Source organism: Kribbella ginsengisoli (assembly GCF_039537185.1).
Classification (GTDB): Bacteria; Actinomycetota; Actinomycetes; order Propionibacteriales; family Kribbellaceae; genus Kribbella; species Kribbella koreensis.
In genome coordinates this window covers 895,503-920,451 of sequence record NZ_BAABAA010000002.1, presented here as the reverse complement: position 1 = coordinate 920,451, position 24,949 = coordinate 895,503, and the positions used below count along the sequence as shown (strand labels likewise).

The following is a 24,949-nucleotide window of genomic DNA, read 5'->3' as shown; positions in this document are numbered from 1 at the left end:
AGGGTTCACGATGAGGGCCGCATCAGGACCACGGAAGGACGGATCATGGAGTGGCTTCATCTCGGCGTCGCGGTCGTCTTCGAGATCACCGTCGCGATCGCGGCGAGTAAGGCGCAAGGGTTCACCCGGTGGGGATGGACCGTGGCGACGCTGGTCAGCGGTGGCGTTGCGACGTACTTCCTCAGCCTCGCGCTGCTGACCTTCGACGTCGGCGTCGGGTACGCCGTCTGGACCTCTGTCGCCGGGATCGGGATCGCCGTCTTGGGCGCAAGCCTGTTCGGGCAACGGCTCGGCCGGCGAAAACTGATCGGTATCGCCGTCATCATCGTCGGCGTCGCCGGACTGCAACTCAGCGGATCGACGCTGTGACGGCGCGGGCACGGGGATGGCTGGTGCTGCTTCTCGCCGGCGTGTTCGAGGTCGGCTACGCCCTGTCCGTCGGCGGAAGTCACGGGTTCAGCGTGCTGTCCTGGTCGCTCGTCGCGGTGGTGTTCTTCCTGCTGACGCTGTTCGCGCTCAGCGTCGCCCTGCGGACGATCGACATGGGGATCGGGTACGCGGTCTGGGCCGGGATCGGCGCGGTCGGCGCCGCGCTGCTCGGCCCCGTCTTCTTCGACGAGACCCTCACCCCGACAAAGGCGTTCTGGCTCGCCGTGATCGTCAGCGGGGTCGTCTGGCTCAAGCTGTCGGACCGGTCCACGCCATCTCCCGATGCGGCTGGTTCAGCGACTTTTGACCAAGGCAACGAGGTACCGGGTGGTGCTGGGCGTGGGGTTGATGAAGGTGCACGGCGCGGGGGCGCCTAGCTGAAGACAGTCGCCGGTCGACAGTTGGTGGAGGATCTCGCCTTCCTGGAAATGCAGGCTGCCCTCGAGGACCCAGATCTGCTGGTACTTGAAGATGTACGCGTCCGCCGGGTACGAAACCGAGGCGCCCGGCGGCAGCTCGACCTCGACCAGTTCGAGCGGGCTGTCGCTGATGGGGGAGATCGCCCGGCGACGGTACCCGGTGGCCGGGTCGGTCCATGTGGGCTGATCCGCCGCTCGCCGCAGCAGCTCATCGGCCCCGCCCTCCGCCCGCGCGACCAGCTCGGACAACGTCAGCCCGAGTGCTCCGGAGAGCCTGCCCAGCAGTACTGCGGTCGGCTGCGCCTCCCCGCGCTCGATCTTCCCGATCATCGCCCGGGACACCCCCGACCGGTCGGCGAGCGCGTTGACCGACAGCTCGCGACCGACGCGCGCGGCCTGCAACGTCGCCGCCAGCGAGGCGGACAGCGGATCATCCATACTTGCCACTATAGCGGCATGTATGGCTACTATCGTGGCATGGGAAAGATTCGCGATGCGACCGCACTGGACGCCGAAGCCTGCGCGGCGATCTACGCGCCCTACGTCCGTGACACCGCCATCACCTTCGAACTCGACCCGCCGTCGGTCGACGAAATGGCCACCCGAATCGAGACGGCCACGCGAACCCACGCGTGGCTGGTCCTCGAGGATGACGACGGCACGGTCGTCGGCTACGCGTACGGCGGAGTCATGAAGCCGCGAGCGGCGTACCGGTGGTCCTGCGAAGTCAGCATCTACCTGGAGCTGGGCCGCCGCCGCACCGGAGGCGGCCGAGCCCTGTACGAAGCCCTCTTCGACCGCCTGACCACCCGCGGCTATCGCACCGCCGTCGCCGGGATGACCCTCCCCAACCCAGCCAGCGAAGGCCTCCACGCAGCCCTGGGCTTCGAACCCATCGGCACCTACCGAAAAATAGGCTGGAAACACAACGCCTGGCACGACGTCCACTGGACCCAACGCCCCTTGGCCACCACCGACGACCCACCCACCGAGCCGACCTAAGAAAGCAACCCGAGCACCCGCTCGGCCTGAAGCTCGGCAGTCCCGGCCGGGTTGGCCAGCTCGATGGTGAGATCGCTCTGGCCCGCATCCTCGAAGTCGATGATGCGGACCTGACTCCCGTCCCAGAGATTGTTCGCCCGACGAGTTCCCTCGCCGAACCCGCTCGACGAAGGCCGTGTAGTCGACGGGCTCCAGACCAGTCGGAGCGATTGACCAGAGCTCGCTCAGGGCAACTTGAAGCCCCCGCAGTTGCTCTCCGGTCAAGGACCCGCCCAACGGCTCACCCGGAAGGCGGCTCATGGCGATCGACGGCTGTGGTCTCGGCGGTACGAACTCGATCGGCGTCGGCGCCAGATGAGACTTCGCGGCAGAGATCAGCTGCAACGCGCTCCACTCGCGCAGATGCTCGTCGCGCGCCCAGTCGACGTACGTCTTGATGACAACCTCACCAGCGATGTCGATCCGGTGCGTATGAGTCGTCATCCCTCTCCCGCTCTGAAGTCCTCGCGGAGGGCCTTAGGCCCGTAGTGCGGCGACGCTGCCCAACAGTCCGTTGTGGTCGAGCGAAGTCAGAACGTCGTCGACTGTGCCTGGTGGGTTTCGTCGAGCGTCGGCCATACGTTGCACCTGGGCGTAGACGGCGGGCCGGTTCAAGTCGATCAGATCCAGCACGAAATCGTCAGCGCTGCGGGCCTCGACGTTCCAGGGCGTGAGCTTGGCCTGGGGGAAGTCCTTCAGGTTGTCAGTGACGATCAGCTGGGCGCGCGCTTTGATCGCCGCTGCAAGGACATGCCTGTCATCGGGGTCCGGCAGGTCCAGCGCATCGATCAGAGGTTCGTAGTTGGTGACTATGACGTCGCGGATGGCCGTGTTCATCAACCGACGGGTGCGTTCGATTTTCGCCGGGTCAAGATCTGGCCGATTGATCTTGAGGTTCCGGAAGGTCTCGTCGAGGATCTTGTCGGTCCATTTCGCCTGAACCAGGTCAGCCTGTCCGATTCGGATCAGCAGGTCACGAAGGCTGTTGGGATAGAGCACGTTGGCGTCGTAGACAACGATGAACGGCACGTCAGTACAGACCCATCTCCCGATTGAGCTCGGTCAGCTCGTCGGCGACGTCGCGGCGCTCGCGATCATCCTTGCGCTTGTAGTCCATCAGGGAGTCGACCCGCACCCGGCGATGTGTTCCGACCTTGCGGTACTCGATCTCGCCGGCGTCCAAGAGGCCGATGAGATAGGGCCGAGAGACGTTCAGCAGGGAGGCTGCCTGTTGGGTCGTCAGCTCAGCGTGTGCGGGGACCACGGAGACGGCCTGGCCGGTAGCCATGTGAGCCAGGACCTTGGCCAGCAGCTCTACGACGCTGCGCGGAACAGCCAATGTGTCGTCGGGATCGCCGCCGACGGTCAGGCGAATTTCACCTTCCTCGGCGTGAGTGGCCAGGTAGCGCTTCACTCTGCGCATGGCGATGTCGGCAGAATGAACTTGAGCCGCGTCCGGTTGTGCGTCTGCCCGTTCTGGGCTGCCCATAGCTTCTCCTCCTCTGGTCGATCGCCGGTCTTCAACGGTGATCGACAAATGCAGTATCCGCAATAAACGCAGCAAACGCAACCGTTGTCAGCGGTCCACTGTCTGGGGCATGAGCTAGCGACGGAGGAGCAGCCGTCGGAGATTGCGTGGGGGAACCACGGTCGGCGTCATCACCAGTCGAGGTGGTGGGTGCCGAGGCGGTCGGTGTACCAGGTGCGGATTGCTTGGACGGTATCGGTGGGTAGGGGGTTGGAGGCTGCAGCGATGGTGGATTGGAGGTGAGTGATCGAGCGGGTGCCGGGGATGACGGTGGTGACGCCGGTGTTTGCGAGGAGGAACTGGAGGGCGGCGTCTACCAGGGATACGCCGGAGGGGAGTAGGGCGCGGAGTTCGTCTACCAGGCCGGCGCGGAGGGCTACGTCGTCGGGAGACCAGCGGGAGCGGACGTCGGTGAAGGTGCTGCGCGCGTCGTACCGGCCCGAGAGCCAGCCGGACTCCAGGGGGACCTTGACGACGACGCCGGCGCCGTGGGTGGGGGCTTCGGAGATGCTCGGCCAGGTTTCTTGGAAGAGTGCGGACATCCGGACCTCCAGGGCTTGCGAGCTGGTGTTCGTCAGGACGGTCCGGACGTCCCGGTCCCAGTCCACCGAGGCGCCGAAGGCGCGGATCAGACCCTTGTCGCGCAGGGCTTCCAGAGCGGCGTAGTGGTCGGCGCTGTTCAGTACCTCCGGCGGCGGGCTGTGCAGGACGACGATGTCGATATGGTCGACGCCCATCCGCCGGGCGCTGCCCTCGACCGACGTCGCGATCGCGTCGACCGACCAGTCGGCGCGCCCGTCGTGGGTCGGGCCGACCTTGGTGCAGAGCACGACCTGGTCGCGGGGGACGGTCTGCAGCGCGGTGCCGACGTTCAGTTCGCTCTGGCCGTCCGCGTACGCCGGGGCGGTGTCGATGAAGTTCACCCCGGCGTCCAGGGCGGCGTGCACGATCCGCACCGCCTCGTCCGGGTCGGGACCGGTCGGCCAGCTCGAGGACTTGCCGAGCTGCCAGGCGCCCAGCCCGATCGTGGTGACGTCGATACCGGAAGAACCGAGGGGACGCGTCTGCAGGGTCATGACGCCAAACCTAGCTGTCCGGCCTTGCGGCAGACCTGGGGTTTTACGGCTTCGCGCGGGTTGTCAGGTGTTCCCGCCACTTCTCCATCGCCTGTTGCAGGGCCTCGCTGACGAAGGTCAACAGTTCGGCGGATTTGTCGAAGCGGTCGCCCGCAGGGGTGGTGGGGCCCAAGAGGGTGGCGGCCTGGCGGGAAGCGGCGATCAGGGCGTTGTTCATCTGGAGGGATGCGAGCAGGTTGCGCAGCCAGATCTCGTCGTCGATGACGTAGCGCTCCCGGCGTTCGCCGGGGTCGCGTCGGCGGAGCAGCATGCCTTGTTGTTCCAGGAAGCCGACGGCATGGGAGATCGAGGCAGGGCTGACGCGGAGGCGTTGGACCAGGTCGGCGGCGCTGAGGGCGCCGGAGTCGGTGATGTGCAGGCAGGCCATCACCCGGGCTTCCATTCTGGGGAGGCCCTGCTGGACCAGGAGGTCGGTGAAGGACTCGGTGAACTCCTGGACAGCCTTGGGGTCACGACCGTAGCTGCTGTCGGTGGGGGCCGGCGCCGGCGGCTGCGGCTGGTTGTTGCGGCGGGCGCGGGTGCTGGTGTCCTGCTGGGCGCGGTCGGCCTGGTAGTTGTCGGGGCCGCCGTTGCGGGTGACCTCTCGCATGATCGTCGAAGCGGGGCGGTCCAGGCGCCGGCCGAGTTCCGCGTAGCCGAGTCCTTCGGCCAGGCCCGCGGCGATCAGCCGCCGGTCCTCCTCGGTGAGTCTGCCTCCGGGCATCGGTACTGGTCTCCTGTCGCTGTCGGACGTCCGCCAAGTATGCATTCACCCTCAGGCCATTGCAACGCAACGCCGGAGAGGCCATTGCGTTTACGATCAGACTCATTGCAAAGCAAGCCCAAACAAGCCAAAAATAAGGCGAAAGAGCGTGAAATCAGTGTTGCGTGATCTCTGAACGCAATGTAGCGTTCTTCTTGTTCGGAGATTCCTGAACACAAGAGCGCTAGGAGATCGTGATGGGAAACATGCAGATGGTGCCGGTCGACGACACGGCGCTGGCGATGACGGACAGCGGCGGCTCCGGCCAGGCGATCGTGTACCTCAACGGCGCGTACGCGGACCAGCGGCCGTGGCGCCCGGTGATCGAGGCCCTCGGCAACGAGTACCGGCACATCGCGTACGACGAGCGGGCCCGCGGCAAGTCGAAGCAGTCGGCGGACTACTCGTTCGAGGGGACCTTGCGGGACCTCGACGCCATCCTCGAGGCGACCGGCGTGGAGAAGCCGATCCTGGTCGGCTGGTCGTACGGCGCGACCATCGCGGCGCACTGGGCGGCCCGCCACCCGGACCGGGTGCTCGGGGTCGTCATGGTCGACGGCGCGATGCCGTACGGGCTGACCGGCGAGGAAGGGCAGGAGCGGATCCGCAAGCTCTTCCACAAGATGCGGTTCGTCCTCCCGCTGGCCCGGCCGTTCGGGATGGCGGCGCGGATGAGTGCCGCGATGCACGCCGAGGTCAACATCGAGATCAACGAGATCGTCGACTCGGTGGACGTGGAGCTCGACCAGGTGACCTGCCCGGTGCGGTACGTGCTGGCCACCGGGTCCAACCTCGGTGGCGGCGAGGAAGAGATGGAGGCCGCGCGGGCTTCCCTCGACCCGGTGCTGGAGCGCAACCCGAACATCCAGGTCAGCGCCAAGGTCCCCAGCAACCACTCGAAGATCCTCAAGAAGGACTTCAAAGCCGTCGCCCAGGCAGTCCGCGAAACCATCGCGGCCGCCCGGCAGCTCAACAACAACTAGTCAGCAAGACACCAACCAGCCAAGGAGAAACGCCATGACCATCACCCTGAACGACCAGGACAAGAACACCCTCCGTACCGCCGCGTACGGCGCCGTCTCGCTGATCGCCGCCGCCGCGAGCAAGCCGCACAAGGTCGCTACCGACGGCACCATCGCCCTCACCTCCGCGACCGGCCTGGTCGGCCACGTCCTCAACGAGAAGTCCAAGGGCATGAACCTGAGCGGCAAGACCGTCGCCGAGCTGGCCGACAACGTCCTGCCGGCCCTGACCGCGGCGATGACACTGCTCAAGGACCAGGCCCCGGCCGAGGCCGACAACTTCCGCAGCACCGTCGTCCTGGCGATCGAGGCGTCGCAGACCCACCTCGGTGAGCCCAGCCCGGTACTGGCCGACATGGCCCGCAAGATCACCGGTGCACTCGACGCCGCGTGATATCCCAGGAGACAGCACGTCCAGCGGCTACCTGCTGCTGGACGTGCTCTTCATGGGTGGGCAGGTCCCACCCGGCGTCGTGGCCAGCTCGAAGTGCCAGATCTCGTTGGCCAGCGTCTGGCAGAGCCCGAACCGCGCACCCTTGCGATTCAGCCAGTCGTCCGCGTCGGTCGGCCCGACGTCGACCGCATTGCCGGTGACGTGGTGCGATTCCTCCGGCGTAGCGACGTACTCGCTGGCCTTCTCCCGGCTGCCGTAGCGCTTGATCGCCTTCTCCAGCAGCTCTTCCTGGTACTCCTTGCTCCGCCACCCGGTCGTCAGATGCAGCTTGATCCCCGCCTTCTCGGCAGCGCGGGCAGCATCCTGGATCGCCTTCAGAAGGTCGGGATTCAGCTTCGCCACCCCTGGCAACGAGGTGTCGAACGGCGAGGCGTTGTCCGGCAGTACGCCGTCCTCCGGCCCTGGATCGCCACGGTGCTGCTTGGTGGACTTCACCGGATCCGGGGCGCCAGAGCCGGCCGGCTCCGAGGTCGAGGAGTGGGTGTCGTCGACCGAGGTACAGGCAGCCAGGGCGAAGCAGGCGATCGCGACCACGATCGCCACCACGACCAGCACGTTGAGCCGGCGCATTTTCTTGCGAGTGGCAACGAGTTCGTCAGGGATCATGCCATTCAGTGCACAGTTCACGACGTTGCCGGAGCGTCAACGTTTCCGGATACGTTTTCGATACGTCCGGCCTGCTTCAATGGTGGTCATGCGGGTTCTGGTCGTGGAGGACGAGGTGTACCTCGCCGAGGCGATCCGGGCCGGGCTGCGGCTGGAGGCGATCGCGGCCGACCTCGCCTTCGACGGCGAGACCGCGCTGGAGTCGATCAGCATCAACGAGTACGACGTGGTCGTGCTCGATCGGGACATCCCGCCGCCGAACGGTGACGAGGTGGCCCGCCGGATCCTCGCCGAGGGACTGCCGGTCCGGATCCTGATGCTCACCGCCGCCGGGGATCTCGACGACAAGATCAGCGGCTTCGAGGTGGGCGCCGACGACTACCTGACCAAACCGTTCGAGCTGCGCGAGCTCGTTGTCCGGCTGCGGGCGCTGGCCCGGCGGCCGGCTGAGTCGGCGCCGACGGTGCTCGAGTACGCCGGGGTCAGCCTCGATCCGTTCCGGCGGGAGGTCTACCGGTCCGGGCGCTACGTGAAGCTGACCCGCAAGCAGTTCTCTGTCCTGGAGGTGTTGATGACGGCCAAGGGTGGAGTGATCAGCGCCGAGACACTGCTCGAACGCGCCTGGGACGAGAACGCGGATCCGTTCAGCAACACGGTCCGGATCACGATCTCCACGCTGCGCAAGCGGCTCGGCGACCCGTGGGTGATCCACACCGTGCCGGGCGTGGGCTACCGGATCGGCGATTCATGAGTACTACGCCCGCCGTACCGGCAGGTCCCGGGCGTCCCGTAGTACCGGCTGAGCCTTTGATGAGCTGGCGGCCGCGGTTGACCGTGCGGCTCCGGTTGACGCTGAGCTACGCGTTGCTGCTCGTGCTCGCGGGTGGCGTGATCGGCGTCATCATCTACGCGGTGATGCGGTTCGTACCGAACTACCCGCTGACCGCGGCCAACCCGCGCGACCAGACGCCCGTGGCGACGCGCGGCGAGATCCTCGACACCGTCGTCAAGCTGACCCTGTATGCGTTGGCGTTGCTGGCCGCGATCGGGATGGGTGCCGGGTGGATCATCGCCGGGCGGATGCTGCGGCCGTTGCAGGAGATCACCTCGGCGGCGCGGCTGGCGGCGAACGGGTCGCTGGATCATCGGATCAGGCTGGGTGGGCCGCGGGACGAGTTCACGGATCTGTCCGACACGTTCGACGAGATGCTCGAGCGGTTGGAGCGGGCGTTCACGCAGTACCGGCGGTTCGCGGCGAACGCGTCGCATGAGCTGCGGACGCCGCATGCGGTGATGAAGACGATGCTCGAAGTGGCGATCGCGGATCCGGATCACCAGGACGTGCGGGAGTTGGCGCGCCGGCTGCACGAGACGAATCAGCGGGGGATCGACATCGTCGAGGCGTTGCTGGCGCTGGCGGCGCTCGGCAATCGCAAGGTCGAGCTGGAGCCGGTCAACCTCGCGTCGATCGCGCGGCAGGCGGTCGCCGAGCTGCAGCCCGAGGCGGAGGCGGCCGGCGTCGAGCTGAGCACGTCGATCGAGGGCTCGATCGTCGAGGGCAACGAGACGCTGCTGCACCAACTGATCATCAACCTCGGCCAGAACGCCATCCGCCACAACCTGCCCGTCGGCGGCACGGCGAAGCTGACCGTGCAGGCGGGCCGGCTGACTGTGGTCAACACGGGCGAGGTCATCGACCCGGCGAAGGTCGCCACCCTCGCCGAACCGTTCGCCCGAGGCGCCCGCCTCGCCAAACACTCCGGCGGCGGCCACGGCTTGGGCCTGGCCCTGGTTGCCGCCATCACCACCGCCCATGGCGGCACCCTGTCCCTAGCCCCTCGACCGGTAGGCGGACTCACAGCCTCAGTCCACCTGCGCCCCGCGACTCCAACCCCGCACACGACCTTCTGAAGCCAAGCGCGCGCGCCGCTCCGCCTGGGTTGGCTCGGCAGGCGCGCTCGAAAGCAGCGGGAGAGCCCGCAGCAGCCGAACCGAAGTTGGCCAGGGTGGGCCGGGAGCGGGGCGGCCCACAGCTCGGTGGACCTGGGGTGGGTGAGGATTGGGGTATGGGTGAGGTGACTGTGCGGCGGGCCGTCGAGGGTGACGAGGCGGCGCTGCTGGCGATCGAGTTGACGGTGTGGGACGCGTCGTCGGGGTTTCCGTCGATGACGCCGGCGGACAAGGACGCGTTCTTCAACGAACGGAGTGGGCCGGACGCCCATCTGGTGGCCGAGGACGACGGCGAGGTGCTGGGCTATCTCCGGCTACAGGACAAGTACACGTTCCCCGAGGGCGACGGCGTGCTGTCGATCAATGGGGTCGCGGTCGCCAAACAGGCGCAGGGCCGGGGCATCGGGTCCATCCTGCTGACCGCGGCGACCGAGGAAGGGACGCGCCGCGGCGCCCGCAAGATCACCTTGAATGTGCACGGTACGAACACCGTCGCAAGGCGGCTGTACGAGCGCCACGGTTACGTTCTCGAAGGAACCCACCCACGTGAGTTCGTGATCGAGGGCCAGTATGTCGACAAGCTGACGCTGGCCAAGGACCTCTGAGCCAGGGCCCGCTGAGACAGGGAATTACGGGTTGACCCCGTGCTCCCGCAGCCACGGCTTCGGGTCGATCGGGTCGCCGCCGCCGGGCAGTACCTCGAAGTGCACGTGCGGCCCGGTCGTGTTGCCGGTGACGCCGATCGCGCCGACCTGGTCGCCGGCCTTGACCGTGTCGCCGACCGAGACGTCGAACTCCGACATGTGGCTGTACGACGTGACGGTGCCGTCCGCGTGGCGGACCTTCACCTGACGGCCGTAGGCGCCTTCGTAGTCGGCCTGGATCACTTCACCCGCCATCACCGAGCGGATCGGCGTACCGAGTGGGGCCGCGAAGTCGAGGCCGGTGTGGTTCCTGGCCCAGCGTCCGCCTGCCTGGCCGAAGCCGGCCGTCAGGTGGTAGCCGGTCGTCGGCAGCACGACCTTGGGAGCTGCCGCAGCCTTGGCAAGAGCCTCGGCCTTCGCCGCAGCGGCTGCCTTGGCGAGCGCCTTGGCCTTGGCCGCGGCCTGTGCCTTGGCGGCCGACAGAGCCAGCGCGCGGCGGGCGGTCAGCGTTGCGTTCGCGGTGAGCTTCGCCTGACGAGCCTTGGCGACGGCGGCCGCGTCGATCTGCGCCTTGCGGGTGGAGGCGAGCGACAGATCGAAGCGCGACGCGTCTCGCGAGGCGAGGTCACGGCGCTCGACCCGGGCTGCGGTCATCGCTTCGAGCTGGCCTGCGGTGGCGCTGGTCCCGGCGTTGGCCGGACCAGCTGAGGGGGAGAGGGCGACGGCACTGGTGCCGGCGGCGGCCGCGAGGGCAGCCGTCAGGCCGACCAGTTGGACGCCACGGACGGAAGTACGGCGGGTCAGGCGGTGCTTCGCCACCCGACGCGCGCCGGCCGGAGTACGACGAGGTGCCGTACGTCCTGCTTCCGACACGTCATGGTGAGGGGACACGAGAGCCTTCCAGAGTCGAGTTGCCGCCAGGGTCATCCCCAGCGGCCCATCGACCATAACGAGGAGGTCACGGACTCCTCAAACGCGCATTGCGATCAGATCACCGAATCCCGCTACCCACGGTGACGGAATCCGCGCCATCCGTCGCCGCCCAGGCGTAAAAGTGACCAATGAGTAGTTGAATGATGCCGTGACCGGGATCACCCGAGTCACAGCTCCTCAGGGGCCTCCGGAACCGTTATGGAGCGTCCAGAATATGAGAGGTTTGTCTACCGACTTACTTCCCTTTCAATGTCCTCGCATACTGGGATCACCAGGCCCGAAGAAAGGAGACGGTGATGACAGAACCAGCCCGGCGTGAACTCGCCTTCTACCGTCTCCACATCGACCTGCAGCGCGTCTCCAGCGCCCTGTGTCTGCTCTGACAGCTCTCTAGAGCCACCTCTTCCACTGTCACGACGGTCCGACCGTCCGCAGCGCCGTGCCCGCAGCTCCTGCCGGTACCGGCGTCACCCCTGCCTGCCCGCCGCCCGGGAGTTCAACTGTGTCGACCACTTCGCTGACCTCGGCGACCGCCGCCGCCGATCCACCTGACAGCCCTGCCCTGCTGGACGCCGACCTGCCCGTGATCGGGCGCCGGCACCCCTGGCGCTGGGTCGGTGTCGCCGTCGTCCTGGTGCTGCTGGCCATGTTCGCGCACGGCCTGATCACCAATCCGGGCTGGGACTGGCCGACGTTCTTCCAGTTCTTCACCACCAGGACGATCTTCTCGGCTCTGGCCGTGACGCTGCAGTTGACCTTGTACGGAACGGTTCTGGGCTTCGCGCTCGGTGCGGTGATCGCGACGATGCGGTTGTCCAGCAGCCCGTTCCTGCAAGTAGTTGCCTGGGGCTACATCTGGGTGTTCCGCTCGATCCCGTTGATCGTCCAGCTGCTGTTCTGGTTCAACCTGGCCTATCTGTACCAAGAGCTGAGCATCGGGATCCCGTTCGGACCGGAGTTCGTGCGGTTCAGCACGAACAACCTGTTCGGGCCGCTCGGCGCCGCAGTACTGGGGCTTGCGCTGCACCAGGCGGCGTACGCGGCGGAGATCATCCGGGGCGGCATCATCTCGGTCGACCAGGGGCAGTCGGAGGCGGCGGCCGCACTCGGCATTCCGCGCAGCCGGCAGTTCTTCCGGATCGTGCTGCCGCAGGCGATGCGCTCGATCCTGCCGAACGGCGCGAACGAGGTGATCCAGCTCTTCAAGGGCACCTCGATCGTCTCGGTGATGGCGATCCCGGAGCTCTTCTACCAGGTGCAGGTGATCTACGGCCGCAACAGCCGGGTCGTTCCGCTGCTGATGGTGGCGACGGTCTGGTACATCGTGCTCACCACGGTGCTGTCGATCGCGCAGTTCTACCTCGAGCGGTACTTCGCCCGCGGTACCAGCCGGTCGTTGCCACCGACCCCGATCCAGCGGATCCGCCGAACCTGGCGGACCATCCAGGCCAGGGCCGCGGCACGACCCGGAGTGGGGGTCGGCTCATGACCGCCATGCTCGACGTCAAGGGCGTGCACAAGAGCTTCGGCACGCTGGAGGTACTGCGTGGGGTCGACCTGGAGGTCCGGGCCGGCACGGTGACGGTGATCCTCGGGCCGTCGGGGTCGGGCAAGTCGACGCTGCTGCGGTCGATCAACCACCTGGAGAAGGTCGATCGTGGCCTGATCCGGATCGACGGTGAGCTGATCGGGTACAAGCGGCGTGGCGACAAGCTGCACGAGCTGCGTGAGCGGGAGATCCTGCACCAGCGTTCTCAGGTCGGGTTCGTCTTCCAGAACTTCAACCTGTTCGCGCATCTGACCGCACTGCAGAACGTCGTGGAGGCCCCCGTCTCGGCGCAGCGCCGCAAGCGTCGCGAGGTGGAGCCGGTCGCGCGGGAACTGCTGGACCGGGTCGGAGTCGGCGACAAGGCCGATGTCTACCCGCGCCAGCTGTCCGGCGGGCAACAGCAACGAGTAGCCATCGCACGGGCTCTGGCCCTGCGACCGAAGGTGCTGTTGTTCGACGAACCCACCAGCGCGCTCGACCCCGAGCTGGTCGGCGAGGTGCTCGACGTGATCAAGGAGCTCGCCCGGGACGGCTCCACGATGGTCGTCGTCACCCACGAGATCGGCTTCGCCCGCGAGGTGGCCGACACGGTGGTCTTCATGGACGGCGGCGTGATCGTCGAGTCCGGCCCACCGCACGAAGTTCTCGACAACCCTTCCCACGAGCGCACCCGCGCCTTCATCTCCAAGGTTCTCTGATGAAACGATCCTTGCTCGCCGTCGCCCTGCTGCCGATAGCTCTCCTGGCGGCCTGCGGTGCAGATCCGGTGAATACCCAGAACGCCGCCGCCGACACCGGTGGCATCAATACGGCGCCCGAACAGAACCGGGTGGTGGCGGCGAAGAAGAACGATGCGGCCGCCGCGCTGCTGCCGGCCAAGGTTCGCGAGCGCGGCACCCTGGTGATCGGTGGAACGGTCGGTACGCCGCCTCTCGGCTTCGTTGCCGATGACAACAAGACCCCGATCGGCATCGAGATCGACATCGCCACCCTGGTGGCCAGCGAGCTCGGGCTGAAGCCGGACTTCCAGGTGACCAGCTGGGAGAACCTGTTCGTCGGGCTCGACTCCGCGAAGTACGACGTCGGCTTCTCCAACATCACGGTGACCGAGAAGCGCAAGCAGAAGTACGACTTCGCCACCTATCGCAAGGACGACATCTCGTTCGAGGCGAAGAAGGGTGGCAGCTGGAAGGTCGACAGCGGCAAGGACGTGGCCGGCAAGACGATCGCGGTCGGCAGTGGTACCAACCAGGAGAAGATCCTGGTCGACTGGAACGAGGCGAACCTCAAGGCCGGTCTGCCGGCCGCCTCGATCAAGTACTTCCAGAGCGCGTCCGACACCTACCTGGCGCTCTCGTCGGGCCGGATCGACGCGTACTTCGGGCCGAACCCGAGCGTCGCCTACCACGTGAAGACGAGCGGCCAGACCGAGACGATCGGCAAGTTCTCCGGCGCCGGCGCCTCGCTGCAGGGGCTGATCGCGGCCACCACGAAGAAGGACAGCGGGCTGGTGAAGGCCTTCCAGGCTGCTCTCAATGCGGCGATCGCGGACGGCAGCTACGCCAAGGTGCTGGCCCGCTGGAACGTGTCGAACGAAGCGGTCGGCAAGTCCGAGATCAATCCGCCCGGCCTTCCGATCACGAGCTGAGGACCTTCGATGAAGAAAGCATTTGCTGGTCTGGGCGTGCTGTTGCTGGCGCTGGCAGGCTGCGCGGATCCGGTCGCCGAGGCGCCGAAGGGCAGTGACGCTTCGGCGATCGCGTTCGACACCTCGGCCGGGCAGTCACACATCACGTCGGCCAAGGTGGACAGCATCGCGGCCGAGTTGCCCGCCTCCGTACGGGAGAGCGGGAGGCTCGTCGTCGGCAGCGGTTCGGCCGGTGGTGGGTTGCCGCCGCTGGCGTTCACGGCCGACGACAACAAGACGCCGGTCGGGGTCGACATCGACTTCGCCTACCTGGTCGCGAGCGTGCTCGGGCTGCAGGTGGAGATCCAGACCACCAGTTGGGAGAACCTCTTCCTCGGGCTGGACTCCGGCAAGTACCAGGCCGGTATCTCCAACATCGGCGTCTCCGAGCTGCGCAAGGAGAAGTACGACTTCGCGACGTACCGGCTCGGGCTGCACGCCTGGGAGGCGAAGAAGGGGTCGGGCTGGAAGATCGGCAAGCCAGCCGACATCGCCGGCAAGACGGTCGCGGTCAGCTCGGGCACCTTGCAGGAAGCGATCCTGCTCGACTGGAACAAGCAGAACGTCGCCGCGGGCCTGAAGCCCGCGACCCCGAAGTACTACCAATCGGCGACTGACTACTACCTCGCGCTGGATTCCGGCCGGATCGACCTGTACCTCGGCCCGAACCCGACCGCGACCTACCACGTGGCCACGTCGGGCAAGACCGAGATCGTCGGCACCGTCTCGTCGAGCTACCCGATCCAGGGGCTGGTCGGGGTGACCACCAAGAAGGGCAGCGGGCTGGCCAAACCCTTCGCGGACGCGCTGAACGCGGCGATCGCGGACGGCAGCTACGCGAAGGTCCTGGCCAAGTGGCACCTGGAGGCAGAGGGCGTGCAGAAGTCGCTGGTGAACCCGCCTGGACTGCCGAAGAACAAGCAGAAGTGAGAGAAGGAGCAAGGGGCTCATGGCAACTATCGCGACCATCTCCAGCAGTCCGTCCGACGTGTCCCGGACCGACGCGGTGCTCTCCTATGTGACGAAGCGGCTGCTCAGCCACGGGCATCGGGTTACGCCGATCGTCCTGCGCGACCTGCCGGCCACGCCGCTGCTGCGGGGGCAGGCCGACGACCCGGCGATCGCGCGCGCGGTCGAGACCCTGGCCGCCGCCGACGCGGTGGTGGTGACGACGCCGGTTTACAAGGCGGCGTACGCGGGACTGCTGAAGGTGTTCCTCGACCTGCTCCCGCAGTACGCGTTGCGGGGCAAGCCCGTGTTGCCGTTGGCAACGGGCGGATCGCCGGCTCACGTGCTGGTGATCGACTACGCGCTCCGGCCGGTGCTCACCAGCCTCGGCGCGGGCTCGATCGGGCAGGGATGGTTCGTGTTGTCGTCGCACATCCGCCTGTACGACGGGGGCGGACTGCTGCTCGACCCGGAGGCGTCGGTGCCGCTCTATCAGGTGACCGAGGCGTTCCTGTCCACGGTGGAAGGCCAGCAGGTGGTGGAGAGCCTGCCGGTCCAGCCTTCGGCGCTGGAGGTTGTCCGGGTACGGCCCGAGGACCCGGAGGCCGCGCCCCTACTGGCCGACCTGGTGGTCGAGTACAGCACTCGGTACGGGCGGAGCAACGACCAGATCCTGCTGACCGAAGTACCGCCGTCGGACTTCCATGCCGAGCGCGGTGGCTCGTTCGTCCTGCTCCGGCACGGCGGGCAGACCGTTGCCGGGGGCGCCATTCGCCGGTACGACGACGAGACCGCGGAGGTGAAGCGGATGTGGACCTCACACCTGCATCGACGGCAAGGACTCGGCCGGCGGGTGCTGGCCGAGTTGGAGGTGGTGGCGCGCGATCTCGGGTACCGGCGGTTGTACCTGACCACCGGGCCGCGGCAGCCGGAGGCCAGTGCGTTGTATCTGGCGGCCGGGTTCGAGCCGCAGTTCGACGTCGACGCCGATCCGGAGTCGATCGGGCCGCTGCCGTTCAGCAAGAACCTGCCGGTGAGCTTGCAGGTGGCGTCATGAGCCGGCGACTGATCACGGCGATCGAGATCGATGGCGCCGGTAGCCATCCTGATGCTTGGCGAGGGGCCTCGGTCGATCCGTCGGCGATTCTGACGGGGGAGTTGGCCTTGCGTGCGGTCCAGCGGGCGGAGGCGGCGGGGATCGACTTCGCGACCTTCGTGGACACGTTGGAGGCTCCGGCTGATGAGCCGTCGCGGGTCAGTGCGCGGCTGGATGCGTTGGGGTTGGCTGCACGGATTGCGCCGTCGACCGATCGGATCGGGTTGATTCCGACGGTGACGGTCACGCATACGGAGCCGTTCCACGTGCAGGCGTCGGTTGCGACGCTCGACTACGTGTCCGCGGGGCGCGCGGGGTGGCTTGCTGAGGTCTCGACCAGCGCTGAGGCGGCTGCGGTCATCGGGCGCCGGGAGCCGGCGGAGGCTGCTGACACCTGGCGGGAGGCTCGGTATGTCGTCGATGTGAGTCGCCGGCTGTGGGACTCGTGGGAGGACGATGCGATCATCCGGGATGCGCCGACTGGGCGGTTCATCGATCGGGATCGGATTCATTACGTCGACTACAGCTCGCCGGCGTTCTCGATCAAGGGGCCGTCGATCGTGCCGCGGCCGCCGCAGGGGCACCCGCTGGTCGCAGTACGGCTGAGTTCTGCTGAGGCGCTGCAAGCCGGGGCGGATGCGGATCTGGTGTTGTTGCCGGGGGCAACTGGCCTCGACGATCGGCTGGCGGAGGTACGGGCGGCGAGTCTGACGCCGCGGGTGCTGCTCTCGGTGAGTGTGGCGCTCGGCGACGGGCCGGCCGCTGGGGTTGATTACGCCGGTGGTGTCGAGGAGTTGGCCGATCTGGTGGAGGGCTGGAACGCGGCTGGGGTGGATGGGATCCATCTGCGGCCCGCGTCGCTCGAGCTCGACGTGCCGGTGATCGCGGAGCAGCTGGTGCCGTTGCTGCGGGAGCGGCGGTTGCTCGGGCCGGCGGTGGAGCGCGCGACGTCGCTGCGGAACCGGCTCGGGTTGAAGCGGCCGGCCAATCGGTATGCGGGGAGTGGGCGATGACGAAGCAGATCCATCTGGCGGCGCACTTTCCGGGCGTCAACAACACGACCGTGTGGTCGGATCCGGAATCGGGATCGCAGATCGACTTCGCGTCGTTCCGGCAGTTGGCGGAGACGGCCGAGCGGGGGACCTTCGATTTCTTCTTCCTGGCCGAGGGATTGCGGCTGCGGGAGGTGAAGGGGCAGATCCACGATCTCGATGTGGTCGGGCGGCCGGAGTCGCTGACTGTGCTCAGTGCGCTGGCGGCGGTGACGACGCATCTCGGGCTCGCGGCGACGGTGAATTCGACCTTCAACGAGCCGTACGAGCTGGCCAAGCGGCTCGCGACGCTCGACCATCTGTCGGGCGGTCGAGCGGCGTGGAACGTCGTCACCTCGTGGGACGCGTTCACCGGCGAGAACTTCCGGCGCGGTGGATATCTGGACAAGAGCGATCGGTATGTCCGGGCGCGGGAGGCGCTGCGGGTGGTCCGGAAGCTGTGGGATTCCTGGTCGTCGGAACTCGTGCTGGACCAGGACGGTGGGGTCTTCGCTCGTGAGGGCGCTGGGGCCTTCGCGGACGAGGGCGCCCACTTCTCCATCCGCGGACGGTTTGGGTTGCCGCCTTCGCCGCAGGGGCATCCGGTGGTGATTCAGGCGGGGGACAGCGATCAGGGTCGGGACTTCGCGGCTGAGGGCGCGGATGTGATCTTCAGCCGGCATGGGAGTTTCGAGGCTGGGCAGGCGTTCTACAAGGACGTGAAGGCGCGGCTGCCGCAGTACGGGCGGTCCGAGGACTCACTGAAGATCATGCCTGCGGTGACAGTTGTCGTCGCCGCTACCGATGCTGAGGCGGCGGAGAAGGCGCAGTACATCCGCGAACAGCAGGTCTCCGGACCCACCGCGATCGTCCTGGCCGAACTCCTGTGGGGCCGGGACCTCTCTTCCTACGACCCCGACGGCCCGCTACCCGCCGAGGACCCCGTCGTCGGCTCAGCTGTCACCCAAGGCCGCGTCGGCTACAACGATCCGGCCCCCATCGTCGCCGAATGGCGGGCCCAAGCCGAAGCTCACGGCTGGTCCCTCCGCCAAACGGTCATCAACCAGCAAAACCGCCAAACCTTCATCGGCTCCCCATCAACAGTCGCCACCGCGATGAACCGCCACGTCCAGGAAGACGCCGCCGACGGCTTCGTCCTCGTCCCCCACCTGACCCCCGGCGGCCTGGACGACTTCGTCGACACGGTCGTCCCGTTGTTGCGGGAACGAGGAGTCCTCCGCACCGAATACACCGGTACGACGCTTCGCCACCACCTCGGACTCGACGCATGACCACGCCGACTGTTCTTCACCCGCATCGTCCTCTCGCGGACCCGGCGACGATCGTCTTCGTCGGGGGTGGGCCGAGGACGGTTGGTCTGCTCGAGCGATTCGCCGCGAGTGCTGAGGAATTGCTCGGCGATCGCGAGGTGGAGATCCACGTCGTCGATCCGTATCCGGCGGGTGGGGGGCGGATTTGGCGGCGGGAGCAGTCGCGGTTGTTGTGGATGAACTCGATGGCCTCCGACGTCACGATCTTCACCGACGAGTCGGTGGTGTGTGAGGGGCCGATCGTGCCGGGGCCGGATTTGGCTACCTGGGCCAACGGGGTGGGGGCGACGCTGCTGGAGGAAGCCGGGTTGGAGACGACCGGGCCGATGGATTTTCCGCCGCGGTTGTTGCAGGCGGAGTACTTGAGCTGGGTTTGGGATCGGGTCGTGCGGTCGTTGCCGGCGGGGGTGACGGTGACAACGCATCTCGAGCGGGCGGTGTCGCTGACCTCGGGGTGGGGCAACCGCGTGGAGCTGGCATCGGGGGAGGTGCTGGAGGCGGACCTCGTCGTACTCGCTCTCGGGTATCTCGACCGGGTGCCGACGGCTGACGAGGCGGCGCTGGCGGACTCCGCCTCGTCAGCCGGTCTGACCTACATCCCGCCCGGCTACACCGCCGACGTCGACCTGAGCGAGCTGCGCCCGGCCGAGCCGGTGATCGTGCGCGGCTTCGGCCAGGCGTTCGTCGACCTGATGGTCCTGCTGACCGAAGGCCGCGGCGGCTGGTACGACGGCTGCAGCGGCCGGCTCGAGTACAACCCCTCCGGCAGCGAACCGATCCTGTACGTCGGTTCGCGCCGCGGCGTCCCGTACCACGCCAAACTCGGCTACACCGTCCCCGGCACGACCCCCGTCCCCACCCGGTACCTGACAGCCGAGGCGTTGGGCACCGAGCCACTCGATTTCGTCACCCAGGTGCAGCCGCTGGTCGAGAAGGAACTGACCTTCGCCCACTACCAGCAGCTCTTCCTGGCCCATCCGGAACGAACTGCCTGGCCATGGCAACAGTTCTTCGGGGTGCTCGACCGGACCTTGCCGTCCTCACCCGAATTCATCGCTGCCGTCAACGAGGCCGTCCCCGCTGTCGAGGATCGCTTCGTGCTGGCAGCCATCGACCGGCCACTGGCCGGGCTGACCTTCGACGATCCGGAGTCGCTGGACCGGGAGTTGGTGCGGCTGATCGAGGACGACCTGCTGCGCCGGGCCGATCCCACCTTCTCGGCCGATCTCGCCGTCTTCAACGCACTGCTGAGCGTCTACAGCGTGCTCTCGGTGGCGATCACGGCCGGCCTGCTGTCCGACGAGGACCGGGTCCGGCACGTCGAGACCGAGTGGCACGGCTTCTTCTCCTTCGTGGCCAGCGGTCCGCCACCGCGCCGCCTGGAGGAGTTGCTCGCCCTGCACCGAGCCGGCCTGGTCCGCTTCGCCGGCCCATCGCTGGAGGTTGCCCTACGCAACGACCGCTTCGTCGCCTCCAGCCCGGCCCTGCCGAGGGAGATCGAGGCACGCGCCTTCGTGGAAGCCCGCCTGCCGCGGCCGGATGTCCTCGCAACTCCGGATCCCTTGCTGAAAGGACTGCTCGAGTCAGGTCTGCTCGCCGCCGACGAGCTGATCGCCTCCGACGGTACGAGCCTGGGCGGCGGCCAACTCAAAGCCGATGGCGAATGCCGCGCGATCAAGGCCGACGGCTCGGTCCATCCATCGCTGTTCCTGCTCGGCCCCTCGGTGTCCGGCTCGGCCGGTTCGTCGGGCTTCTCCCGCCCACATTTCAACGGTCCGGGCTTCCGCCAGAACGACGCGGTCGCCCGTCAACTCCTTCAGCTCGTCGCTGTTCAGTCCGAGAAAGCAGGTCGACGTCATGCCAGTTGAGTTCCTCGGTATCGCCGGGACGAACCCGGCCAGCGAGGTCACGCCGCGAACCGGTGGCGCCCTCGATCTCGAGTACACCGCCAAGCTCGCCAGGGCCCATGAGGACAACGGGTGGGACCGGATCCTGTTCGCCTACCACTCGGGTTCGCCCGACCCGTCGCAGGTCGCGGCGTACGTGGCGGGCAAGACCGAGCGGATCAACCTGGTGGTGGCGCATCGGCCCAACGTGGCCTACCCGACGTTGACGGCGAAGACCTTTGCGACGCTGGACCACCTCAGTGGCGGGCGGTTCGAAGTCCACGTGATCACTGGTGGGTCGACGGCCGACCAGGCCGCGGAGGGTGACTTCCTGGCCAAGGACGATCGGTACGGCCGGACGCGCGAGTTCATCCAGATCCTCAAGCAGGCTTGGACTTCGGACGAGCGCTTCGACTTCGCCGGCAAGCACTACCAGTTCGAGCAGTTCGTCGCGGACATCAAGCCGTTGCAGCAGCCCCGGCCGCGGATCTCCTTCGGTGGCTCGTCGGCGGCTGCCTATGCTGTCGGGGCGTCCGAGGCGGACATCTTCGCGCTGTGGGGCGAGCCGTTGGCCGGTACCAAGGAACAGCTGGCCACGATCGACGCGGAGGCTTCGAAGGCCGGCCGTGTCGACAGGCCGACCATCCAGATCGCGTTCCGGCCGATCCTGGCGGAGACCGGGGAACTGGCTTGGGCGAAGGCGGAGCGGATCCTCGGCCGGATCAAGGACGCGCAGGCCGGCGGCGGAGCGGCCCGCGGCCGGTACCGCGATCCGCGCAAGACGCCGGAGAACGCAGGCTCCCAGCGACTGTTGAAGGCGGTCGAGGCCGGCGAGCGGCACGATCGCGCGCTGTGGACCGCACCGACCGGCCTGACCGGTGGTGGCGGCAACTCCACCGCACTGGTCGGTACGCCGGAGACCGTCGCCGCCGCGTTGCTCGACTACTACGACCTCGGCGTACGGATCTTCTCCGCCCGCGGCTACGACATCTACGACGACGCCGTCGACTTCGGCCGCTACGTGATCCCGCTCGTCCGCGAGGAAGTCGCCCGCCGCGAGAACGCCACCAGAGAGGACCTGGCCTCATGACCATCACGACTTCGCAGGAACAGGACTGGCAGACCTGGCACACCCTGCGTGAGCAGGACCTCAACACCGACTATGGCTGGCTCACCATCGTCGCCTTCAACTGGTTGCCTGCTTCGCCGTCGGCGCTCCCGGGGTTGCCCGGTGAGTGGTGGACTGCTGACGGACTGGCGCATGTGAGGGCAGCTGACGGCCTGACGCTCAATGGAGAGCCGTTGGAGGGCACTGTCTCGGCCAGCGTCGCCGAGGCTGGTTCGCTGAGCTGGCTGCTCCATGGGGACAAGCTGGTTGAGCTAGTACTCCGCGGAGGCCGCTACGCGATCCGCCAGCGCGACCCACGCGCCGCTACCCGGGCCGGCTTCAGCGGGGTGCCCACCTTTGCGGTGGACCCGTCCTGGGTGGTCACCGGTCACTTCAGCCCGTACGAGGAGCCTGTGCGGGTTGAAGTCGCTACTGCCCGGCCTGACCTTCGACAGCACGTGACGGCCATTGGGACGGTTCACCTGGCGCTGGGCGATTCGGCGTACGAGCTGGTGGCGACTGCGGCGGGGGAGGGGAAGGTGTCGCTGTCGTTCCATGACGAGACCAATGGGGGCGAGACGGCTCCCTGGCGCACGGTGACCACTGGACCGGTGCAGGCCGACCGGAGTGTGGTGGTGGACTTCAACCGGACCATCAACCTGCCCTACGCCTTCACCGACTACGGCACCTGCCCAGCGCCGGTCACTGGGAACCAGTTGGCTGTAGCCGTCACAGCGGGGGAGAAGAAGCCCCGGTGAAGTTCTGTACGTACACGCTGATCGACAACTCGCCGGACCCGATCAGCGGTCGCCAGCTCTCGACGTCCGAGCGGTTCCAGCACGTGGTCCGGCAAGCGCAGTGGGCGGAGGAGCTGGGCTTCGACGCCTATGGGGTGGGTGAGCGGCATGCGCAGCGGTTCATCTCGTCCTCGCCACCGGTGGTGCTCTCCTACATCGCTGCGTCGACCAGCCGGATCAGGCTACTCACTACGGTGACCGTGCTGTCGCTGCTGGACCCGGTGCGGGTTGCCGAGGACTACGCGACGCTGGACCAGCTGTCGGGTGGGCGGCTCGACATCATCATCGGCAAGGGCAACGACCCGGATCAGAACGCACTGTTCGGGTACGACGTCGACGGGCAGTGGGACCGGAACAGGGAGAAGTACGAGCTGCTGCGGCGGCTACTGCGGGAAGAGTCGGTGTCCTGGTCCGGTACCTACCGTCCCTCGCTTGTGGATGCCACTACTCAACCGAGGCCGCTGCAGTCGCCGCTGCCGATCTGGCACGGCTCTGCGTCGTCTACCGAGTCCACGGAGCTCGCGGCGAAGTGGGGAGAGCCACTGTTCTCGGCGAACGGCTTCCACCCGATGGAGAAGTACGCAGGGTTGATCCGGCACTACCGGGAGCGCTGGGAGGCGTACGGGCATGACCCGGCCGATGCGGTGGTCGGGGCCGGGTTCAACGGGCTGTACGTGAAGAAGAGCTCGCAGGAGGCGGTGGAGGGGTACCGGCCGATCTTCGACGCGTTCATGGACTCACCGGGGGCCAAGCACAACAAGCTGCCGTTCACGACGCTGGAGGAGTTCCTCGAGCAGGGGTCGGTGCTGGTGGGGTCGCCGGAGCAGGTGATCGACAAGTTCGGGCGGTACCAGGAGGCGTTCGGGCACGAGCTGTCCGGCGTCTCCCTGGAGGTCTCCGGGCTGTCCGACGAGGAGAACCGGGCCAGCGTCGAGACCTTCGTGACCGAGGTCATACCGGTACTCCGCGCGACGTACCCCAGTCGGGTCTGGAACTAGTGTCCTGCGTCCGGCGCTGGTCGGCGCTTGCGGCGCCCAGGCACGCACCTCGCGGCACTGGCGAAGCATCCACGATGCTCCGCATCGAGGACGCTCCTCCAGCACCGCGCTGCACGCACCTGGACACCGCAATCACTCGACCAGCGCCGGACGCAGGACACTGGGGCTAAAACTGGTCGGAAGCACTCCCGGGAACCGGTATGCTTCTCTGGTCGGAACGAGGGGCCTGCAAGGCGCTTCTTCCCCGATTTCACATCGGGGCGGGAGACCGTGTAATCTCTCTCCTCGGCCCGCCCCTTTAGCTCAGTCGGCAGAGCGTCTCCATGGTAAGGAGAAGGTCTACGGTTCGATTCCGTAAAGGGGCTCAGAGATCGCGTCCCACCCGGTCGCCCGGGTGGGATGGCGGACTTACCCGGCGGGGTAGCTCAGGTGGTTAGAGCACACGGCTCATAATCGTGGTGTCGCGGGTTCGACTCCCGCCCCCGCTACTTCGAGAACGCGATCACTCCAGTTGCGCGTTCCAGACAAAAGAGGCAGTAATGGCTAAGGCAAGCGACGTCCGCCCGAAGATCACCCTTGCGTGCACGGTCTGCAAGGAGCGCAACTACATCACCAAGAAGAACCGGCGCAACGACCCGGACCGTCTTGAGCTGAAGAAGTACTGCGCCCGCTGCAACGACCACACCGATCACCGCGAGACCCGCTGATCTCAGCAGTCTTCACGTCAGGCCCGCTTCACTCCCAGTGAAGCGGGCCTTTCGCTGTCCCAAACCCCTTACGTCCGAAGAAGTGGAGGGACGTCACTCGACTTCTTCGGACGTAAGGGGTTTGGGTCAGACGGTGAGGATGGGTTTGCCGGCCTCGTAGGCGGTCAGCCGGTCCTCGCGAGGCGTGAGGCAGCAGGAGCCGCAGACTGTCCCGCAGCCCTTGACGCTCGTGTAGTAGAGGCAGCAGGTGTTGCGGAGGTACACGAGCTTGCCGGCCGCCTCCGTGACCTCGCCCAGGCGGGCCAGCCCGGCCGGGGCCTTGGCGACGAAGGTCTGCCAGCGTTCGAGGAGGTAGGACGGGGCGACCGTCTCCTGCTCGCGGGTGGCGGCGCAGAAGGCCATGGCGCATCCGGCGGCCACCCCGCCGTGGAGCTGGCGCAGGCCGGCCCGGGTCCGGCGGTGAAGCTCGGCCGAGAGGGGGAGCAGGTGCTGGGTCAGCACCACGTCGTACAGGGTCTGCAGGCCGCCGGGGAGGAAGTCGGCGGAGCGGATGGCGACTGAGGCGATGCCGTGGCCGTCATGCGGCTTCACCCAGAGGTTGTGCGGGCGGATGTCGAGCACGCGGCCTTCGAGGGCCCAGAGCAGCAGCGCGGTCGCCGGGGCACGGCCCGCGTAGAAGGACATCAGGCTGAGCGCGTTCGCGTGGGCCGAGACGTGGTCGCTCGCGTCGTGGTCGCGTTTGAGCAGCTCGGTCAGTTCGGGACCGTCCGGCTCGAGCAGCCGGTCGACCCGGAGCCAGTCCGTCCCGCTCGGCTCACCGATCTCCAGCCCGTACCTCGGGGCGTAGCGGGCCAAAGCGGCTACACCTCCGCGCTTTGAAACGACACTGTCTGCCGTCACGCGTGTC

Annotated in this window: 29 protein-coding genes and 2 tRNA genes; 23 read left to right on the top strand and 8 right to left on the bottom strand. The window is 67.3% G+C overall.

What is annotated here, in order from left to right:
* Positions 1–45 precede the first annotated feature (45 nt).
* Both ABD768_RS11795 and ABD768_RS11790 read left to right on the top strand, forming a co-directional pair.
* Positions 46–369 carry a DMT family transporter gene (locus tag ABD768_RS11795; protein WP_343976188.1) on the top strand — a complete coding sequence of 108 codons (324 nt, stop codon included), beginning with the start codon at positions 46–48 and terminating at the stop codon, positions 367–369.
* A 23-nt stretch (positions 370–392) separates the two neighbouring features.
* Positions 393–806: a DMT family transporter gene (locus tag ABD768_RS11790; RefSeq protein WP_344840195.1), complete on the top strand. Its 414-nt coding sequence runs from the start codon at positions 393–395 to the stop codon at positions 804–806.
* On the opposite strand, the gene ABD768_RS11785 is transcribed toward ABD768_RS11790, so the two are convergent.
* A complete protein-coding gene (locus ABD768_RS11785; RefSeq protein WP_343976193.1) occupies positions 723–1,286 on the bottom strand; it encodes a helix-turn-helix domain-containing protein in 564 nt (187 codons plus the stop codon). The two genes, ABD768_RS11790 and ABD768_RS11785, sit on opposite strands and share 84 nt — an antisense overlap.
* Positions 1,287–1,325: 39 nt before the next feature.
* Here ABD768_RS11785 and ABD768_RS11780 point away from each other — a divergent pair, with 39 nt between their 5' ends.
* A complete protein-coding gene (locus ABD768_RS11780) occupies positions 1,326–1,850 on the top strand; it encodes a GNAT family N-acetyltransferase (protein ID WP_343976196.1) in 525 nt (174 codons plus the stop codon).
* A gap of 516 nt (positions 1,851–2,366) precedes the next feature.
* Here ABD768_RS11780 and ABD768_RS11775 read toward each other — a convergent pair.
* The 4 genes from ABD768_RS11775 to ABD768_RS11760 all read right to left on the bottom strand — a co-directional run bounded on the left by ABD768_RS11775 (position 2,367) and on the right by ABD768_RS11760 (position 5,256).
* A complete protein-coding gene (locus ABD768_RS11775; RefSeq protein WP_344840193.1) occupies positions 2,367–2,918 on the bottom strand; it encodes a VapC50 family PIN domain-containing toxin in 552 nt (183 codons plus the stop codon).
* A 1-nt stretch (position 2,919) separates the two neighbouring features.
* Positions 2,920–3,378, bottom strand: coding sequence for a helix-turn-helix domain-containing protein (locus ABD768_RS11770; protein WP_344840190.1), 459 nt, complete (start codon positions 3,376–3,378; stop codon positions 2,920–2,922).
* A 170-nt stretch (positions 3,379–3,548) separates the two neighbouring features.
* Positions 3,549–4,493 carry an aldo/keto reductase gene (locus ABD768_RS11765; RefSeq protein ID WP_344840187.1) on the bottom strand — a complete coding sequence of 315 codons (945 nt, stop codon included), beginning with the start codon at positions 4,491–4,493 and terminating at the stop codon, positions 3,549–3,551.
* Positions 4,494–4,536: 43 nt separating this feature from the next.
* Positions 4,537–5,256: a GbsR/MarR family transcriptional regulator gene (locus ABD768_RS11760; RefSeq protein WP_344840184.1), complete on the bottom strand. Its 720-nt coding sequence runs from the start codon at positions 5,254–5,256 to the stop codon at positions 4,537–4,539.
* 236 nt (positions 5,257–5,492) lie between these two features.
* On the opposite strand from ABD768_RS11760, the gene ABD768_RS11755 reads away from it, so the two are divergent.
* A complete protein-coding gene (locus tag ABD768_RS11755; RefSeq protein ID WP_344840181.1) occupies positions 5,493–6,278 on the top strand; it encodes an alpha/beta fold hydrolase in 786 nt (261 codons plus the stop codon).
* 34 nt (positions 6,279–6,312) lie between these two features.
* Entirely contained in the window at positions 6,313–6,711 is a 399-nt protein-coding gene (locus tag ABD768_RS11750; RefSeq protein WP_344840179.1) for a hypothetical protein, read from the top strand.
* 27 nt (positions 6,712–6,738) lie between these two features.
* Here ABD768_RS11750 and ABD768_RS11745 read toward each other — a convergent pair whose 3' ends face one another.
* The gene (locus ABD768_RS11745; protein WP_344840177.1) at positions 6,739–7,377 is read right to left on the bottom strand and encodes a M15 family metallopeptidase; all 639 of its coding nucleotides are present in this window, start codon (positions 7,375–7,377) and stop codon (positions 6,739–6,741) included.
* 88 nt (positions 7,378–7,465) lie between these two features.
* On the opposite strand from ABD768_RS11745, the gene ABD768_RS11740 reads away from it, so the two are divergent.
* The 3 genes from ABD768_RS11740 to ABD768_RS11730 all read left to right on the top strand — a co-directional run bounded on the left by ABD768_RS11740 (position 7,466) and on the right by ABD768_RS11730 (position 9,932).
* Entirely contained in the window at positions 7,466–8,128 is a 663-nt protein-coding gene (locus ABD768_RS11740; protein ID WP_343976215.1) for a response regulator transcription factor, read from the top strand.
* Positions 8,125–9,288 carry a sensor histidine kinase gene (locus ABD768_RS11735; protein WP_344840174.1) on the top strand — a complete coding sequence of 388 codons (1,164 nt, stop codon included), beginning with the start codon at positions 8,125–8,127 and terminating at the stop codon, positions 9,286–9,288. The genes ABD768_RS11740 and ABD768_RS11735 overlap by 4 nt, the downstream gene beginning before the upstream one ends.
* A 155-nt stretch (positions 9,289–9,443) precedes the next feature.
* Positions 9,444–9,932 (top strand): GNAT family N-acetyltransferase, encoded by a 489-nt coding sequence (locus ABD768_RS11730; protein ID WP_344840171.1) that lies wholly within the window; start codon positions 9,444–9,446, stop codon positions 9,930–9,932.
* A gap of 24 nt (positions 9,933–9,956) precedes the next feature.
* Here ABD768_RS11730 and ABD768_RS11725 read toward each other — a convergent pair whose 3' ends face one another.
* Complete coding sequence (locus tag ABD768_RS11725; RefSeq protein ID WP_343976224.1) at positions 9,957–10,862, bottom strand: M23 family metallopeptidase; 906 nt, start codon at positions 10,860–10,862, stop codon at positions 9,957–9,959.
* A gap of 338 nt (positions 10,863–11,200) precedes the next feature.
* Here ABD768_RS11725 and ABD768_RS11720 point away from each other — a divergent pair, with 338 nt between their 5' ends.
* From ABD768_RS11720 to rpmG, 15 genes are all read left to right on the top strand, one after another.
* A complete protein-coding gene (locus tag ABD768_RS11720; RefSeq protein ID WP_343238371.1) occupies positions 11,201–11,287 on the top strand; it encodes a putative leader peptide in 87 nt (28 codons plus the stop codon).
* A gap of 119 nt (positions 11,288–11,406) precedes the next feature.
* Entirely contained in the window at positions 11,407–12,393 is a 987-nt protein-coding gene (locus ABD768_RS11715) for an amino acid ABC transporter permease (protein WP_344840168.1), read from the top strand.
* Between the two features lie 5 nt (positions 12,394–12,398).
* The gene (locus ABD768_RS11710; RefSeq protein ID WP_486327390.1) at positions 12,399–13,151 is read left to right on the top strand and encodes an amino acid ABC transporter ATP-binding protein; all 753 of its coding nucleotides are present in this window, start codon (positions 12,399–12,401) and stop codon (positions 13,149–13,151) included.
* Positions 13,151–14,101, top strand: coding sequence for an ABC transporter substrate-binding protein (locus ABD768_RS11705; protein ID WP_344840165.1), 951 nt, complete (start codon positions 13,151–13,153; stop codon positions 14,099–14,101). Before ABD768_RS11710 ends, ABD768_RS11705 begins: the two co-directional genes overlap by 1 nt.
* 9 nt (positions 14,102–14,110) lie before the next feature.
* A complete protein-coding gene (locus ABD768_RS11700; protein WP_344840162.1) occupies positions 14,111–15,070 on the top strand; it encodes an ABC transporter substrate-binding protein in 960 nt (319 codons plus the stop codon).
* A gap of 19 nt (positions 15,071–15,089) precedes the next feature.
* Entirely contained in the window at positions 15,090–16,145 is a 1,056-nt protein-coding gene (gene ssuE, locus ABD768_RS11695) for an NADPH-dependent FMN reductase (protein ID WP_344840159.1), read from the top strand.
* Positions 16,142–17,197, top strand: a complete 1,056-nt coding sequence (locus tag ABD768_RS11690; protein WP_344840156.1) for an LLM class flavin-dependent oxidoreductase — start codon at positions 16,142–16,144, stop codon at positions 17,195–17,197. The genes ssuE and ABD768_RS11690 overlap by 4 nt, the downstream gene beginning before the upstream one ends.
* Positions 17,194–18,507 (top strand): NtaA/DmoA family FMN-dependent monooxygenase, encoded by a 1,314-nt coding sequence (locus ABD768_RS11685; protein WP_343976245.1) that lies wholly within the window; start codon positions 17,194–17,196, stop codon positions 18,505–18,507. The genes ABD768_RS11690 and ABD768_RS11685 overlap by 4 nt, the downstream gene beginning before the upstream one ends.
* Positions 18,504–20,414: an FAD/NAD(P)-binding protein gene (locus tag ABD768_RS11680; protein ID WP_344840153.1), complete on the top strand. Its 1,911-nt coding sequence runs from the start codon at positions 18,504–18,506 to the stop codon at positions 20,412–20,414. The genes ABD768_RS11685 and ABD768_RS11680 overlap by 4 nt, the downstream gene beginning before the upstream one ends.
* Positions 20,404–21,522, top strand: a complete 1,119-nt coding sequence (locus tag ABD768_RS11675) for an LLM class flavin-dependent oxidoreductase (RefSeq protein WP_344840150.1) — start codon at positions 20,404–20,406, stop codon at positions 21,520–21,522. The genes ABD768_RS11680 and ABD768_RS11675 overlap by 11 nt, the downstream gene beginning before the upstream one ends.
* On the top strand, positions 21,519–22,298 hold the full coding sequence (locus ABD768_RS11670; protein WP_344840148.1) for a DUF1684 domain-containing protein: 780 nt from the start codon (positions 21,519–21,521) through the stop codon (positions 22,296–22,298). Before ABD768_RS11675 ends, ABD768_RS11670 begins: the two co-directional genes overlap by 4 nt.
* Positions 22,295–23,335 (top strand): LLM class flavin-dependent oxidoreductase, encoded by a 1,041-nt coding sequence (locus ABD768_RS11665; protein ID WP_343976256.1) that lies wholly within the window; start codon positions 22,295–22,297, stop codon positions 23,333–23,335. The genes ABD768_RS11670 and ABD768_RS11665 overlap by 4 nt, the downstream gene beginning before the upstream one ends.
* A gap of 292 nt (positions 23,336–23,627) precedes the next feature.
* Positions 23,628–23,700: transfer RNA gene (locus ABD768_RS11660), tRNA-Thr, on the top strand.
* 49 nt (positions 23,701–23,749) lie between these two features.
* Positions 23,750–23,823: transfer RNA gene (locus ABD768_RS11655), tRNA-Met, on the top strand.
* A 51-nt stretch (positions 23,824–23,874) separates the two neighbouring features.
* Positions 23,875–24,042: a 50S ribosomal protein L33 gene (gene rpmG / locus ABD768_RS11650; RefSeq protein WP_020388160.1), complete on the top strand. Its 168-nt coding sequence runs from the start codon at positions 23,875–23,877 to the stop codon at positions 24,040–24,042.
* Positions 24,043–24,168: 126 nt separating this feature from the next.
* Here the strand turns inward: rpmG and ABD768_RS11645 are convergent, their stop codons facing one another.
* Positions 24,169–24,897, bottom strand: coding sequence for a hypothetical protein (locus tag ABD768_RS11645; RefSeq protein WP_344840146.1), 729 nt, complete (start codon positions 24,895–24,897; stop codon positions 24,169–24,171).
* Positions 24,898–24,949: the final 52 nt, after the last annotated feature.